Annotated in this window: 10 protein-coding genes and 1 pseudogene; 7 read left to right on the top strand and 4 right to left on the bottom strand. The window is 69.8% G+C overall.

From position 1 onward, the window contains the following. Nucleotides 1-116: 116 nt before the first annotated feature. Genes AB0C36_RS01605 through AB0C36_RS01595 form a run of 3 tightly spaced genes read right to left on the bottom strand, consistent with a single transcriptional unit; the run spans nt 117 to nt 3,392 of the window. Nucleotides 117-1,268 carry a DNA-methyltransferase gene (locus AB0C36_RS01605; protein ID WP_358347597.1) on the bottom strand — a complete coding sequence of 384 codons (1,152 nt, stop codon included), beginning with the start codon at nt 1,266-1,268 and terminating at the stop codon, nt 117-119. After that, nucleotides 1,265-2,455, bottom strand: coding sequence for a DNA-methyltransferase (locus tag AB0C36_RS01600; RefSeq protein WP_358347594.1), 1,191 nt, complete (start codon nt 2,453-2,455; stop codon nt 1,265-1,267). Before AB0C36_RS01600 ends, AB0C36_RS01605 begins: the two co-directional genes overlap by 4 nt. 40 nt (nt 2,456-2,495) lie before the next feature. Further along, nucleotides 2,496-3,392 (bottom strand): DNA methyltransferase, encoded by an 897-nt coding sequence (locus AB0C36_RS01595; RefSeq protein WP_358347591.1) that lies wholly within the window; start codon nt 3,390-3,392, stop codon nt 2,496-2,498. 1,415 nt (nt 3,393-4,807) lie between these two features. Between AB0C36_RS01595 and AB0C36_RS01590 the strand changes: the two genes are divergently transcribed. The 3 genes and pseudogenes from AB0C36_RS01590 to AB0C36_RS43360 all read left to right on the top strand — a co-directional run. Further along, nucleotides 4,808-5,803 carry a hypothetical protein gene (locus AB0C36_RS01590; RefSeq protein ID WP_358347588.1) on the top strand — a complete coding sequence of 332 codons (996 nt, stop codon included), beginning with the start codon at nt 4,808-4,810 and terminating at the stop codon, nt 5,801-5,803. A 146-nt stretch (nt 5,804-5,949) separates the two neighbouring features. Beyond that, nucleotides 5,950-6,273 (top strand): pilin, encoded by a 324-nt coding sequence (locus AB0C36_RS01585; protein WP_358347586.1) that lies wholly within the window; start codon nt 5,950-5,952, stop codon nt 6,271-6,273. Next, a pseudogene (locus AB0C36_RS43360) lies at nt 6,270-7,574 on the top strand (TrbL/VirB6 family protein); the annotation flags it as partial. The gene AB0C36_RS01585 and the pseudogene AB0C36_RS43360, both read left to right, overlap by 4 nt. Nucleotides 7,575-8,760: 1,186 nt before the next feature. Here AB0C36_RS43360 and AB0C36_RS01575 read toward each other — a convergent pair. Further along, nucleotides 8,761-8,883, bottom strand: a complete 123-nt coding sequence (locus tag AB0C36_RS01575; protein WP_358347581.1) for a hypothetical protein — start codon at nt 8,881-8,883, stop codon at nt 8,761-8,763. A gap of 49 nt (nt 8,884-8,932) precedes the next feature. On the opposite strand from AB0C36_RS01575, the gene AB0C36_RS01570 reads away from it, so the two are divergent. The 4 genes from AB0C36_RS01570 (at nt 8,933) to AB0C36_RS01555 (ending at nt 15,484) form a co-directional block, all read left to right on the top strand. Next, complete coding sequence (locus tag AB0C36_RS01570; RefSeq protein ID WP_358347578.1) at nt 8,933-10,087, top strand: PrgI family protein; 1,155 nt, start codon at nt 8,933-8,935, stop codon at nt 10,085-10,087. Between the two features lie 155 nt (nt 10,088-10,242). Then, complete coding sequence (locus tag AB0C36_RS01565; RefSeq protein ID WP_358347575.1) at nt 10,243-12,012, top strand: VirB4 family type IV secretion system protein; 1,770 nt, start codon at nt 10,243-10,245, stop codon at nt 12,010-12,012. A gap of 53 nt (nt 12,013-12,065) precedes the next feature. Then, nucleotides 12,066-12,929 carry a GP88 family protein gene (locus AB0C36_RS01560; protein WP_358347572.1) on the top strand — a complete coding sequence of 288 codons (864 nt, stop codon included), beginning with the start codon at nt 12,066-12,068 and terminating at the stop codon, nt 12,927-12,929. Next, a complete protein-coding gene (locus AB0C36_RS01555) occupies nt 12,926-15,484 on the top strand; it encodes a type IV secretory system conjugative DNA transfer family protein (RefSeq protein WP_358347570.1) in 2,559 nt (852 codons plus the stop codon). The genes AB0C36_RS01560 and AB0C36_RS01555 overlap by 4 nt, the downstream gene beginning before the upstream one ends. Nucleotides 15,485-15,505: the final 21 nt, after the last annotated feature.

The raw sequence follows: 15,505 nt of genomic DNA, 5'->3' as shown, positions 1-15,505 counted from the left end.
AGCTGCGAGTTTAGCCAGCTCGGGCCCGAATTCAAGCGGTTTGGGAGTCTTGGTGACGACGGGCCCAAAGACGCCCGAGACGCGTGGCCGGGACGGATCCTTGCTCAGGGCAACGGTCACGGAGGCCCGCGGTGCGAGGGGTCTTCCGTCGAGGGCTCGGATGCGTTCTTGCTCAGGCCCAGGTGCGCGAGCGCGATGCCGTGGAAGTCGGGGTTCAGGTCGATCCCCAGGTATCTTCGGCCCAACTGGCGGGCGGCCAGTCCGGTGGTGGAGGCACCGCAGAACGGGTCGAGCACCAAGCCGCCGGGCGGGCATCCGGCGGCGATGCACCGCACCGGCAACTCCAAGGGGAAACTCACCGGGCGGCCGCCGTGGGGCGCGCCGGTGGGAAGCGTCCAAACATCGCCGGGGTTGCGACCGGGAACGCGGGTAGGACCGGTCGAGTCCAGCCCGCGCAGTGGCCATGTGCCTGTGGCGGTGGTCGGTTTGGTGCCGCCGCGGTGCGCTCGTCGGCTGAGCGCGCGGTCGCCGGTGTACGGCTGGCGGATCGGGTCGAGGTCGAAGTAGTAGCGCTCCTGCCGGACGAGGAGGAACAGCATCTCGTGGTGGCAGGCGAGGCGGTCGCGCGCTGGCGTCGGCACGGCGTGGGGCTTGTGCCACACGACGGCGTTGCGCAGAATCCAGCCGTCGTCTTGCAGCGCGAACGCCGTGCGCCAGGGCATCCCGAGCAGGTTCTTGTCCGAACGATCCGCGCGCGGGCGGTAGTTCGGTTGTCCTGGATGGCCAGGGCGTCCGCAGCGGTAGCCGTCGCTGTTGGCGGCATAGCTGTCGCCGAGGTTCAGCCAGACGGTGCCGGTGGGGACGAGCACGCGGGCCAGATCGGCGAACACCGTGCGCAGGCGGTCGATGTACTCGGCGGCGGTGGGTTCGCGGCCCAGTTGAACGTCGTCCCAGCCCGCACCGCAGTCGACGCAGGTGCCCGTCGTCGCCATCCCCACCGCGGCGTGGGGGTGGAGGCAACCTGGTTCCCCGCCGCTCCAGCGGCCGGTGCCGTAGTCGCGCAACCGCCAGTACGGCGGGGAGGTGACCACGCAGTCGACGGACACGTCCGGGAGCGAAGCCAGAACGTCGTGCGCGTCGCCGACGCACAAGGTGACGTCGGCCGTTCGGTGCCAGACGTAGGGGCTTGCCGACGCGTGTTCGTCCATCGAGAGACGAGGCGAGGCGATGCCATGCTCGTGGGGTCCGCGCTGCGCCCGCCGCGTCATGCCGACCTCTCCTGTGAGGGTTCGATGCCGTCGCGGCCAGCGGAGGTGAGCCGGAGGCGCGCCAGGCCGATGGTGTGGAAGTCGGGGTTGAGGTCGATCCCCACGTAGGGGTGCCCGAGTTGGCGCGCGGCGAGGCCGGTGGTGGCCGACCCGCTGAACGGGTCGAGCACCACGCCGCCGGGCCGACAGCCCGCGGCGATGCACCGCAGCGGCAGATCAACCGGAAACGGCGCGAAGTGCGCCGCGCGCAGCGGCCGGGTGCTGATCCTCCATACATCGCCGGGGTTCTTGCCCCGCGCGTGCGTGGCGTCGTGCCGACGCCCGGTGGGCAGCAACGCTGTGCCCGGCAGCCCGGCCGCGAAGGCGGCATCGTCGTCGTACTTGGCGTCGCCGTACGAACTGGAGCCGCGGCGACGGGCGGTGGCGCCGACTCCGGCGTGGGCGCCCTTGTGGCGACCGCCGATGATCGCGCCCTTGCCGAGTGCTTCGGGGCGGGCGAGGGGTTCGCGGATCGGATCGAGGTCGAAGAAGTAGCGCTCCTGCCGGACCAAGAGGAAGAGCATCTCGTAACGGCACGACAGCCGGTCGCGGACCGATTCGGGCATCGCGTTCGGCTTGTGCCACACGATGGCGTTGCGCAGGATCCAGCCGTCGTCTTGCAACGCGAACGCGGTGCGCCAGGGCATCCCGAGCAGGTTCTTACGCGGCACCGCCCCTGTTCGGTCGATGCGCGCTCTGCGCACGGACTCGCGTAGGCGCAAAGCGCTTTCGCGGCCTTGCAGACCGCTGGCACGCATCGGCGCCGAGGTTCGCCCCGGCGGGGATGCGCTGTAGGAGTCGCCGAGGTTCAGCCAGACGGTTCCGGTCGGCTCCAAGACGCGGACGAGTTGCCGGAACACCTCGCGCACGTGATCGACGTACCCCTCGGGGCTCGCCTCGCGCCCGTACTGGCCGTCCTGGCGCACGGCTCCGCATTGCCCGCACCGGTCCGCCGCGGCACGGTTGTGGGGATGCTGGCACATCGGATCCCCGCCGATCCAGTGCCCGGTGCCGTAGTCGCGCAGACCCCAGTACGGGGGTGAGGTGACCACGCAAGCCGCGCTCGCCGGGGCAAGCGTGCGCAACACCGAGGCCGCGTCGCCCGCATACAGCGTCACGGCGTCGTCGGCGTACCACGGGGTGATCACATCGGCCTCCCGGGATCGGCCGGACGGTTGTCGAAGGCACTCACGCGGCACGCGCGCCCCCGCTATTGATGGGATCCCACGGAATTGCGCAGCGATCGAAGTCCATGGGCGACAACGGCGATTGCAGCATCTGCGCATCAGCCGATGCTTGCGGCGCGGCGAAGATCACCACGTCCCGGTGCGCGGTCAGGCTGACGGGCCTTCCCGTCGCACGCGCTTGCGCGGCTGCGGCACGACGTTGAGCCAACGGCGTGTGGGCGATCAGTTGCTCTGTGCGGAGTTCCGCGGTTAAGGCCAGCACCGACACGGCCTGGCGAAAACCGGCGATGCGGCCCGCGCGGACAACGGCGCCGGGCAGATCCAGCAGTTCGCCGCCGCACCAATACGGCGCGGTGGTGATGGCCAGGCAGCCCGTGGGACGCAGCAGCGGACGACACCAGCGCAGCAGGCGCGTCAGGCGCGCAGCCACCGCCGCCTCCGATACCGCGGCGGATACCAGCACGGCACCTCGGCGACGCCGTGCGATTCCCAGGTTCCGTACGTTGACCACGACCAGCTGGACACGCCCAGCGAACAAGTCGAGCTGCGCCGTGCCTGGGCTGTGTGGTCCCGCGTCGAGCACAGTCCCGTCGACTGCGGCACCTGCGCGCTTGGCCCGGGTGACGTTGGCGCGAGCGATCGGCCACCACCGCGGATCCGTCGTTGCGCCGACAGCGTGGCGGCCAACGCGCATTGCCTCGGCAAGCACGGTGCCAGCACCGCAGTCGGGGTCGAACACGACATCGCCGGGCCGCGTGTACTGGCCGACGGCGCGCGCCGCGATGGCCGGCGGGATCGCGGCGTCGTCTTGCGCGGTCGCCGGCCCGTAACCGCCAACGGCGAGCTGAGTCGCGATGTCGCGCTGCCCGCTGAGCCATACGGAGGGAAGCTCGGTCATACGATCCCCACCCTCGTGCCCTCGCTCCGAGACCGGCGAACAAACACGAGCACGTCTGCCCACCAACGCGCCGCAGACTCGGCCGCAGCTCCGCCCCGGGCGGCACCACAGACCACCGCAATGCGGTCGTGGTACGTGAGCCCGGCTTCGCGAAGCACGCGGATCAGCGGACCGATGAACTCCCGCGTGGCGGTCTCGTGGATACCCGGAGTGACGATGGCCGTGATGCCACCGTGGGCCATCAACTGGCCCCACGAGATCGCCGTGAGCCATTGAGTCCGCTGCGCATCTGCGACGGCGATGGCTAAGTCGAACCCGCCTGATCCGTACACGGACCGCGCCGGAGCTGAACGGTCGGCCCCGACCGGACCGAGACCGACTCCGGTCGGTCGGCCGTTCCCGCGCGGTCCGACTCCCGACTCGATGCCGTTCACGAGGGGCGCCGCAGTCGAACTGCCGGCGGCGTCCAGAATCCACAATCGGACCGCGCCACCGAGTCCGGGTACGGTTCCCGCCCCGTCGTGCAGTCCGGCGAGGCTGTCGGGCAGGGGGTACGGGGTGACGAACGCGACGCTGTCCCCGGGTCGCTCGTACGTGGCCATGACGCGGGCGAGCGTCTTGAGGAGTTGGTCATTCGAGTCGAGGTTGCCGCCGCCCGTAGACGGACACCACCACCACACCGAAGCCGGGCGGCGTGGGTGCTGCTTCCCGTACCGGCAACGCTGTGCCGCCGCCCCGTCGCCGCCGCTGCCGCAGGGCGGACGATGGCGGCAACGCGATCCGCGAGGTGGGCCATGACGCGTGGACATGCGTCCTCCGAAAGAACTCGGCGAGTGACGCTCGGACACAAGAGAAGGCCCGCATACGGGCGCAGTTGGACAACTGCCTTCACGAGACCGCTCTGACCGGCCTCCGTGAGGAGGCCCTTGCGCGTGCGCTCATCGGTGTCCACACAGGCCAATCGGGCAAGTCTCCATAAGAACTACTAAAAAGTGCCTAACGCCCAGCTAAGCCCGACTGTCATCGGAAGACGTAAGTAGCAAGAGCAGCAAGGTGCTTCCGGACATTCAGACTGAATCCGCCGTAGGTGTGGAGCCCGGTCGACTTCGGAGGCAGGCAGGACCACCCGCCACGACCGTCCCGGGTCGTGAGCCCGAACACCGGCTGAGGAACTCCCAACGCGCTACTAAAGCCCCAGGTCAGGGTGCCCACTCACGCAGCGCGGGCCCTGACCTGTCTGGTCGATCTGAACGCGAAGTCGACGATGCGAAAGGCGAACGACGTGCGTCGTACGCCATTCGCCAGTGTCGAGCGCCCCAAGGGCCCTGGGCACGTTTGCGGGTTCCTTGGCCGCCGCTTGTCACCGCTCTGTCTCGGTGGGGGCGTACCTGTCCCCGCCCGCAAGGAGCGGTCAGATGGAATCGAAGATCCCCCACGCGCACAGTGCCCGTGTCGGCTCGGGAAACGGTTCACCGCTGGACATTGTCCGGGATGCCTTCACCCTCTTGATCACCGGCCCGATGCCCCTGGCCGTCGACGGGCGGGCGTTCCCCGGTTTGCCGGAACGCACCATTGCCTTGGACGAATTGCGCGACCTGCTCTTGCGGCGGCGCTGCCCGCTGGCCACGCGTGACGCGGTCTGGGCCCACTTGGCGAGTCGCGCCCGAGCCGCAGGCGGGATCTGGACCGTGGCTTGCGTCGGGATGGCGCTGCCGGCGCTGGCACCGGTGTGCCGGTGGATGGGGGCGCGGTTCCCCGGTGATCCGTCGGACATCCACGCCGAGATCATGGCCGGCTTCCTGCGCGGCCTGGCCACCACCGATCTGGATCGGCCCGGGATCATCGTGCGGATGCGCTGGGTCGCGTTCCGCGCGGGGCACGCTGCGCTGTACGAAGCCCTGGACGCACCTACGCCGGTCGCATCGGCATACCGATCATTCCCACCGCCGCCGCCATGGGGGCACCCCGACTTGGTGCTCGCACGAGCAATCCGCTGGGGAGTCATCACCCAGACCGAGGCGGACCTGATCGGGACCACCCGACTCGACCGAGTCCCCATCACCGACTGGGCGGCGAGTCGGCGCACCACCCTCGCCGCGGCGTACAAGGCGCGCAGTCGGGCCGAGAGTCGGCTCGCGGCCTTCCTCCGCGACGAGGTCCGCGACGCCGACCGTGAGGACCCGGTCGGATCGCAGGTCCGAGCTGACCTGGCGCCGACCACGGATTGCGGCGATGACGGGCCGAGAGTTCGAACACGCTCTGTGACCGACACGCAGGGGTCCCCCAAGGAACCTCGTGCCCGATCGTCGCGCGAGTCGACGTCGAACGGCGCCCCGAGGCGCGGCCTTTCCTCTCGTGGAGGAACTCCGCCCACCGCCTCGTCCGGTCAGGAGGTACGTCGATGCGCTTGATCCGTAGCGGCCGTCCGGTGCCCCCGCTGCGAGGGGTGCGTCGCACGCCCGTGACAGCACGGACCTGCCGTCGCGCTCCTGAACGAGGGCGGCGCGACAACTCGCCACGGTTCGCTGCTCGGAGCCTGTGTGCTACTGCGTTCGCGGTGCTGTTGACCGTCTCGAGCGCGGCTACGGCCTTCGCGGTCAACGACATTCCCACCGTCATCAGCAACACGACGAACTGGATCGTCGGGGTCCTGGCGGGACTGGCCACGCTGTTCCTCACCGTGGGCGGAGTGCGCTACCTCATGGCAGGCGGAGATCCCGGCGAGGTGGAGAAAGCCAAGACCGCGCTGAAGGCGGCCGCAATCGGCTACGTCCTCGCGATCCTCGCGCCGGTCATCCTCGACGTCCTCAAGATGATCGTCGGTGAAGGCGGCGCCCCAACGGCACCGCCCGCGCCGCCGGTTGCCGGTGGCTCGCGATGAACACCCACGATGCGCCGGCCGGGGGAGGCCACGGACTCCCCCGGTGGGTGGCGCGCTGCGCGGTGTTCGCGGCGGTCCTGCTGCTTGCGGGTGCATGCGCCCAGAGCAGTCCGGCGGCACCTTCAGGTGACCGTGAGCATCAGCACTCGGTCGCGGCGATTGCGGCAGTGCCTCGGGAGCCGACACCCGCTCCGCCACCCCCGGTTCCAGCGCCGTCTACGCAACCACCTGGAGCAACACCGGCTCCAGGGGTCACCGGCCCGGTGCTGCCTTACCCGACGGCCCCGGCGACCGACCCCAACATGCCGTTGAACCCGGCGTTTTCCTTGAACCCCGGAGACTGGTTCAAGACCATCGGCGGCTGGTTCCTCGGATCCGGCGGCATGCTCGACCTTCCCGGCATGATTCTGAACGCGATCATCGGTCTGTTCGCGAAGCTCGTCGAAGAAGCCGCGCAGCCCGTGCTCGACATCCTCGGCAAGACCCTGCTCGGCACTCCCGACGTGGCAGCGAACCCCTCGATTCGCGGCGTTTGGGCAACGTCGATGGGCATCACGATCGGCATCTACGGGCTGTTCATCGTGGCCGGGGGCATTCTCGTCATGACGCACGAGACCGTGCAGACCCGGTACGCGGCCAAGCAAGTTGTCCCGCGCCTGATCGTCGCGTTCGTCGCAGCAGCGACTTCGCTGCAGATGATGCACATCGCGATCACTCTCGCCAACGCGATCTCCTTGAACATCATCGGCGCTGGCGTGGACGGCCGGGGCGTCGTCAAGCAGCTCGCCGGAGGGCTACTCGGTGCTGCGGCCGGCGCAGGCCTGTTCTTCCTCATCATGATCGTCATCGTCCTGGTGGTGCTGGTCGCCGTATTGCTGGGCTTCATGATCCGCACCGCGCTGGTCATGGTCCTCGCCGCCTGCGCCCCACTCGCGCTGGCCTGCCACGCGTCGCCGGCGACCGACGGACTGGCACGGTTGTGGTGGCGGGCGTTCGGCGGGGCCTTGGCCATCCAAGTGGCCCAATCCACCGCATTGATCGTGGGGCTGCGCACGTTCTACGCCGACGACAACACCAACGCGTTCGGCTTCCCCACCGCCAGTGGACTCGGCGCGCTGCTCGCCGGGCTTTGCCTGTTCTACATTCTGCTGAAGATCCCCGGGTGGGGCACCCGAATGATCTTCCAGTCCGTCCCTCGGCATCGGACCTTCGCCGGCGGGCTGTTGCGGTACGCCATGTACCGGCAGGCGTTCACGTACGCCCGAGGCATCGTGGGCTCGGGATCCGGGGGCGGCCGTGGAAGCGGGAGTGGGCAGAGCGGACGCGCAGGTCGTGCATGGCGCACGCGCATCCGCGGCGGCGGGCCGCGTGCACGGAACTGGCAAGCTCAGGTAACCGGAGGACCGTACCCAGCGACGAGCTGGCGGCGGCGTCTTCAGCCCGGCGGGCCGCGTCCGCCCGGCGCCTGGCAGCGTCATCTGCGCTCTGGTGGTCCGGGGCCGGGAGACGTCTGGAAGCGCCGTATCGGCGGAGGTGGCCCCTTCCCGCCGCACCGCAGTTGGCCGCGGCGCATCACCGGCGGCGGGCCGTACCCGCCCGATCATTGGCGTCGACGCATCACCGGCGGCGGCCCAAATCCACCACCGGGCCCTGGCCCCAGCGCGCCGCCTCCGCCACCGCAGCCACCTCCCGGCAACCGGCCGACCCCGATCAGCGGGTACGGGCCGCCGCCCGCTCCCGTGTTCGAACCGTGGACCCTTTCCGGTTCCGCTTCGTCTTCCGTGGGACGCGGCGCGGATAGGAGCAGGCGTTCCCCCACCCAGACGACCCCAGGGCGCGCGGCCCCTTCACGCGGCACCGGGGCCCGGAGGGCTGACGGGTCGCCACGCACTTCGGGCGGTCGCACGAGCCCGGTCCCGCGCAACCGCACCCGGTCAGGGTCGGCCCAAACCGCTGCACCACCACCGGCTTCCACTCCGCGAGTTCCGCCGCCCGCGAGCCACTCTGCAGCGATCGCGCGCCATCTGCTCGCCAACCGCCCAGCCCGGCAGGGACCGGGTCGGGGGAAGGAAGCCACGACTCCCCCATCGCCGACCCGTAGGCCAGGGTCCGCGCCCCTATACCACGGCACAGCAGGCGGTGACGTCCGCCGTGCCGCCCCATCCCCTCGACGGGCGCAGCCCCAGGCTCGACCATCCCCGCCGACACCCCCGCGCGCCCGCCCTCAAACCCCAGGCACCACGCCCGCACGGCCGTCGCGCGGAGCGCCGCCGCCTGTACCGGGGCGCAGCGGCACAGTCCAACAGCCAGTCACCCGGGGGATCCCACCAACCCCGCCGCCCCGGCGCCCGCCCACAGCTCCGGCACGCGATGCGGGACGGATCCCGCCGCGACCCACCGGAACCCCAGAACGCAGGCCGACCGTGTCACCAGCTTCCCGGCGCCGGGCCGCAGGCGACGCCGCCGGGACACCGCGCCCCCGCCCGATCACACCGCCGCCCGAACCCCGACCGCCTGGAGACACCGCGCCGACTCCACCAGCACGTACCGGCCTTCCGCGTGTTGGTCCACCAGCACCGCCCCGGCGTCCGCCGCCGCGGGCACCATCACCGCGGCGATCGCAAGACACCGATCTGGACGGACATGACGGAGGCGACTGATGACGCGTAACGCCGATGGACCTTGGCCGGCGGTGCGCATCCCCGCCAACATCGACCGCGAGGACCGCGTCCTCCTCAACCTGACGGCACGCCAACTGCTGGTACTTGTCATCACCGGCCTGATCCTCTACGGCAGTTGGTCGCTCAGCCGCCCCTTGATCACGCCCGTGGCCTGGCTCGTGTTGGCCGCGCCCGTTGCGATCCTCGGCACCCTCGTGGCGCTCGGGCAACGGGACGGGCTGCCCCTCGACCGGTACCTGCTGGCGGCGGTGCGTTGGCGGTTGCAGCCGCGTGTTCTGGTCACGGCCCCGGAAGGGGTGAGCGCGGCTCCCCAGTGGCTCACCAGCCGGGCCAAGCCACCCGCGCAACCGCGTCGGTCATCCCGCGAAGCGCCCTCGCCGCTGCGCATGCCAGCCGGTGACGTCGGCGAGACAGGCGTGATCGACCTCGGCGCCGACGGCGTTGCCGCGATCGCCGTCTGCAGCACCGTCAACTTCGCGCTGCGCACCCCCGAAGAGCAGGAGTCCCTCGTCGTCTCGTTCGGCCGCTACCTGCACTCGCTCACCACCCCCGCGCAAATCCTCGTTCGCGCCGAACGTCTCGATCTCTCGTCACAGATTGCCGAGCTACGCGAAGACGCCTCCCGACTACCCCACCCGGCACTCGAAGACGCCGCGCACGCGCACGCTGACTTCCTCGCAGAGCTCGCGCGAGATCACGAGTTGCTTCGCCACCAGGTTCTGCTCATCCTCCGCGAGCCTCTCCGCCCGTCAGGTCCCACTGACGGACTCGGCCGAACCCCGGCACGGCTTTCGTGGCCTCGCAGGCATCGCACCACACGGCACACGACGCGCGGGCGCCAGCAGAGCGACGGCCTCCAGCGCGCTGCCGAAGCCCGGCTGAGACGCCGCCTTGTCGAAGCCCGGGACCTCCTTCAGCCCGCAGGTATCACGGTGAGCCCACTTGATGCCGGACACGCCACCGCCATCCTCGCGTCCGCGTGCAACCCCGGGAGCTTCCTGCCGCCTTCGGGTGCCCTCGCGCCCGCTGGCGACGTCATCAGCGGCACTTTGCCCGACGAACCGCACGGAAACAAACCGCTGCGGGACGAAACGTGGGATGAGGACGCATCCGGCATCTGGACCACTGACTGAACGGGGTGAGCCCGATGGGAATCCGATGGCGATCAGGTCGGCGGCGCGTGCGGCATGACAGTACGCCCCATAGTCAACCGTTCGGTTCGGCAGGCGCGTTCACTCCCGATTCCCTGCTGGTCAGCCCCCGACATCTTGAGGTGGCAGGAGAATCCGTGTCCTGCTTCGCTGTCACCGGCTACCCCCGCGAGGTCCAGCCCGGATGGCTGCAACCGCTCATCACCTACCCGGGGCGCGTCGACGTCTCGCTGCACATCGAACCGATCGACCCGGCCATGGCCGCCGAACGCCTCAAGAAGCAACTCGCCCGCCTGGAGGCGGGGCGCCGCCACGATTACGAGCACGGCAACCTGCTCGACCCGCAGGTCGAAGCCGCGACCGAAGACGTCTACGACCTGTCCGCGCGCGTCGCGCGCGGCGAAGGCAAGCTCTTCCGCGTCGGGCTGTACCTGGCGGTCCACGCCGCGATCCCCGAGGCACTGGCCGACGAAGTCGCCGCGGTGCGGTCACTGGCCGCGAGTCTGCTCATGGACTGCAAACCGACCACGTACCGCAGCCTGCAAGGGTGGGTGACCTGCCTGCCCATGGGCCTGGACCTGCTGCGGATGCGGCGCACGTTCGACACCGCCGCGCTGTCGGCTGCTTTCCCGTTCACCAGCCCGGACCTGCCGCCGCCCGACCCGGCATCGGTCGCAGCGCCTACCGGCGTGTTGTACGGCTACAACCTGGGCTCGCAAGGACTCGTGCACTGGGACCGCTTCGCGCTCGACAACCACAACAGCGTCGTTCTGGGCCGCTCCGGCGCCGGCAAGTCGTACCTGGTCAAGCTCGAACTGCTGCGCTCGCTGTACCGCGGCGTCGACGCCCTGGTCATCGATCCCGAGGACGAGTACGCCCGCCTGTCCGCGGCAGTTGGCGGGGCCCACGTCCGACTCGGCGCAGGCGACGTACGCCTCAACCCGTTCGACCTACCGATCCGCACCGGGCCGGACGGCCGCCGCATCGCCTCCCGAGACGCACTGGTGCGACGGTCGCTGTTCCTGCACACCTTCCTCACCGTCCTGATCGGCGAACAACCGACGCCCGCAGAGCGCGCCGCGCTCGACGCGGCGATCACTGCGACGTACCGCGGCGCAGGGATCACCAACGACCCGCGCACCTGGCACCGGCCCGCCCCTCAACTCGCTGATCTGGAAGCGGCGTTGTTCGACGGCAAGAAGCGCGAAGCGACGGACCTGGCCGCCCGGCTGCACCCGTACGTCCATGGAGCGTTCGCCGACCTGTTCCGCGGCGCGACCACTCTCCGCCCAGAAGGACACCTGGTGGTGTTCTCGCTGCGCGAACTCGCGGACGAACTCAAACCGATGGGAACGCTGCTGGTCCTGGATGCCGTGTGGCGACAGGTTGTCGACCCCGCAGCGCGGCGACCGCGCCTGGTCGTCGTCGACGAGGCCTGGCTGCTCATGCGGCAGGCGGCGGGCGCCGACTTCCTGTTCCGGATGGCGAAGGCCAGCCGCAAGCACTGGGCCGGGCTCACGGTCGCCACCCAGGACACCGCGGACGTACTGGCGACCGACCTCGGCCGCGCCGTGATCGCGAACGCGGCGACACAGATTTTGCTCCGGCAAGCCACCCAGGCGATCGACGAGGTGACCCAGGCCTTCGACCTGTCCGAGGGCGAGCGTCAGTTTCTCTTGTCCGCAGACCAGGGCCAGGGACTCTTGTCGACCGGCGCGCACCGCGTGGCGTTCGAAGCCATCGCCTCGCCCGCCGAACACGACTTGATCACCAGCAACCCCGCCGAGCTGGCGCCTTACGCCGGACATGAGCGCAACGAGCTCTGCGTGGACATCGACGACGAGTTCAGCGTCGACGACGACCTTGGCGACGACCCCGCCGAAGACATCGAAGTCGACGCCGCATAGCCGACATCACGAACACCGTGATCCGCATTCTTCTGGCACTGGTTGGGAGGAGCATGACCAGGCAGGCGATCCATCAGCACAGCACCCAGCGCCCGGCTCGGTTGCTGCGACAGAACCGCGAGCTGCGCGCGATCGGCGTCTGGAACTGGACGCTTCCGGCCTGGGCGGGCCGGTTCCCGCCACCTGACGGGCGTACGTACAACACGTGTCCCTCCGCGGGTGTCTGCCGCCACGTGTGCTACGCGCGCCACGGCACCTACACGTGGCCCGTCGTGCGGGCGCGTCACCAGGCCAATCTGAGGCTCGTCCTGGACGATCTGTCGGGTTGGGAAGCGGCCATGACCGCGGAACTCGGCGCCGCGCGGTTCCGCGGGTCGTGGATCCGCATCCACGATTCAGGCGACTTCTTCTCCGACGCATACCTGCTCGCGTGGCTTCGGGTAATCCGCGCCCGTCCCTTCGTGAACTTCTACGCGTACACGAAAGAAGTCGCGCGTTTCCGTCTCCTGGTCGAGCCGGATCCACCACCGAACTTCCTGTGGGTCTACAGCCTCGGCGGCACGCAAGACGAGGCGCTGGACCCTGCCCGCGACCGGGTAGCCGACGTCTTCCCCGATGCCGCGGCCATCGAGGCCGCTGGCTGGCACTCGCAGGAAGCCAGCGACCTGCTCGCGGTCCTCGGCCCGCGGCTCGTGGGCATTCCGGCCAACCGCATCCCGCAGTTCCTCAAGCAGCAGCGCAACCGGACGTTCGGCTCCTGGCAGGCAGAGGTCAATGCTCGACGCCGTGCCCGACATGACCGTCGCGGGGCACCCCACCAGACCGCACGTACGAGTGAATGCCGTACGTCGCGCGCGAACACAGCCCTACATCAGGGCCGTTCCACACCCTCATCCTCCAGGGGCCGGGCCGCATGAAGCGCGAAACCGTGGGTTGGTACCTCAGCCGCCGATCTCCATCTCCGCAGACCGGCCAATTCGCGTTGCAGACTGACCAGAGCCCTGACACACCTCTGCAGACTTACCTACGAGACCCGGGCGCGATCTTCGCTTCGGTCGCCGCCTGGGTTCGAGTCTGGGGAGTCGTCGCAGCTCCGCTCCTGCTGGCCGCGGTCCTTCTCCTCCTCTGGGGCTGGCGACGGTGGCAGCGACGATGCCACGAACGGTTCGCCACCGATGCGCGGTTGATCACCGTATTGGCTCCACCCGCTGCATCCGCCGACGGCGCCGGAGCTCTGTGGGCCAACCTCGCCGGGCTGCTGCGTCCTTCCTGGCATCGACTGCTCACCGGCCAACCACATCTGGTGTGGGAGTACGTCTTTACGCGGAGCGGCATCGCGATTCAGGTCTGGGTACCCGGCGTCATCCCGCAGGGCATGGTGGAGCACGCCATCGAGGCCGCATGGCCAGGCGCGCGCACTCGCACATGCCCGGCCTCCGCCCCCATACCGACCGAAGCGCCAGTCGGCGGGCTCATCGACAGCGTCGGAGGCGAACTCCGGCTGCGACGCGGCGAAGCGCTACCGATCCGGACCGCCTTCCCCGCTGACCCACTCCGGTCCCTGCTCGGGGCACCCGTCGGCCTTGGACGCGGCGAACAGGCCGTCGTCCAGGTGCTCGCCCGCCCTGTTGCGGGGCGGCGCATCGCGAAGGTACGGCGAGCGGCACGGATGACCGGTACCCCACCCGCCACTCGACCCGTCAGCCTGCTGCTGGATCTGATCACGCCGCACAGCTCGGCCGCCACACCGAAACGACGACCGACCGTGCCGACCGCCGAACGACAGGGAATTCTCGAAGCGACCGCGCAGGACCGGGTCATCGTGTCCAAACTCCGCGGCGCCATGTATGAGACCCGGATCCGCTACGCCGTCACCGTCGCCCTCGACAAGGACGCGCTGGCCGACCCCGGATTGCGCGCAGCACTGCACAACCGCCTTCGCGGTCGTGCCCACGCAATCGCCGCCGCGACCGCCGCGTTTACCGAGCACAACTACTACCGCCGCAAGCGCCTGCGCCGACCGCTGCCGAGCATTGCCGACCGCGACCTGCGCCGAGGCGACCTGCTGTCCGTGGCGGAGCTTGCCGTACTTGCGCATCTGCCCTGGGACCCCACCTTGCCAGGAGTTCAGCGCGCCGGTGCACAGGCCGTACCACCGCCCGCCGACGTTGCGACCGAAGGTCCGGACGTCAAGCCGATCGCCGCCAGTGACAGCGGCCCGGCCCGCCCGATCGGACTGCGCATCGCGGACGCCCGCCACCACATCCACATCATCGGCGCCACCGGGTCCGGCAAGTCGGAACTGATGGCAGGCATGATCCTGAACGACGCGGAGGCCGGCCGCGGAGTAGTCGTCGTCGACCCGAAGGGCGATCTCGTCACCGACGTGATGATGCGCCTTCCTGTACACGCAGGTCGCCGCGTGATTCTCTTCGACGCCGACAGCCGCGCCGCGCCGCCGATCCTCAACCCCCTCGAGGGTGACGACGCCGCCCGAGCAGTCGACAATCTCGTCGGCATCTTCTCGCGCATCTACGCCTCGTCCTGGGGCTACCGGACCGAGGACATCCTGCGCTCCGGGCTGCTGACGCTGCGCGCCCTCGCCGGACCGCCTCTGGTTGGCCCCGCCACCCTCGCCGACCTACCCAAACTGCTCGGGTCATCCGCATTCCGCGCCGAGGCGGTCGACCACCTACACGACGAGATCCTCACCGGCTTCTGGGCTTGGTACGACGACCTGTCGCCGGCCGCCCGAGCCCAGATCGCGGCGCCCCTGATGAACAAGCTCCGCGGCTTCCTGTTACGTCCCTTCGTCCGTGCGGCCATCGCAGGCGGCGCATCCACCGTGAACGTGGAGGACATCCTCAACAACCGCGGCATCTGTCTGGTGCGCATCGCCCGGGACGCACTCGGCACCGAGACGGCCCGCCTGGTCGGATCAATCGTGGTCGCCCGCACTTGGCAGGCCGCCACCCGCCGGGCCCGCGTCCCACAGTCCCAGCGACCCGATGCGTCGCTGTACATCGACGAAGCGCACAACTTCCTCAACATGCCGTACCCGCTTGAGGACATGCTCGCCGAGGCGCGCGGCTACCGTCTCTCGATCGTTCTCGCCCACCAGTACCTCGGCCAGTTGCCTGGCGAACTGGCCGAGGGCATCAGCGCGAACGCCCGCACGAAGATCTTCTTCACCGCCTCGCCCGAGGACGCACGACACCTCGCCAAGCACACCGCACCCCGGCTCACCGAGCACGACCTGTCCCACCTCGGTGCGTTCCAGGTGGCCATCCGACCGGTCGTCCGCGGCACCGAGACCTCCGCGTTCACCGGCACGACTCACAAACTCCCGCCGCCGATCCTCGGCCGTGCCAAGCAGATCCGAACCGCCGCCAACATCAATGCCCGACCACGCACCACGCCCGACACCGCACGCCTGCGTCCACAAGGCACCGACCCTCGTCGCGCAACCTGATCTGCCACCACATCCACGCGA

The sequence above is a fragment of the Streptodolium elevatio genome, from assembly GCF_040649515.1.
Classification (GTDB): Bacteria; Actinomycetota; Actinomycetes; order Streptomycetales; family Streptomycetaceae; genus Yinghuangia; species Yinghuangia elevatio.
Note: the sequence above shows the minus strand (reverse complement) of the source record. Positions and strands in the feature narration are given on the sequence as shown.

Coding starts and splice junctions, on each gene's coding strand:
- AB0C36_RS01560 (WP_358347572.1), top strand. CDS start 12,066: ATGACCAGGCAGGCGATCCATCAGCACAGCACCCAGCGCCCGGCTCGG.
- AB0C36_RS01570 (WP_358347578.1), top strand. CDS start 8,933: ATGACGCGTAACGCCGATGGACCTTGGCCGGCGGTGCGCATCCCCGCC.
- AB0C36_RS01555 (WP_358347570.1), top strand. CDS start 12,926: ATGAAGCGCGAAACCGTGGGTTGGTACCTCAGCCGCCGATCTCCATCT.
- AB0C36_RS01590 (WP_358347588.1), top strand. CDS start 4,808: ATGGAATCGAAGATCCCCCACGCGCACAGTGCCCGTGTCGGCTCGGGA.
- AB0C36_RS01605 (WP_358347597.1), bottom strand. CDS start 1,268: ATGACGCGGCGGGCGCAGCGCGGACCCCACGAGCATGGCATCGCCTCG.
- AB0C36_RS01595 (WP_358347591.1), bottom strand. CDS start 3,392: ATGACCGAGCTTCCCTCCGTATGGCTCAGCGGGCAGCGCGACATCGCG.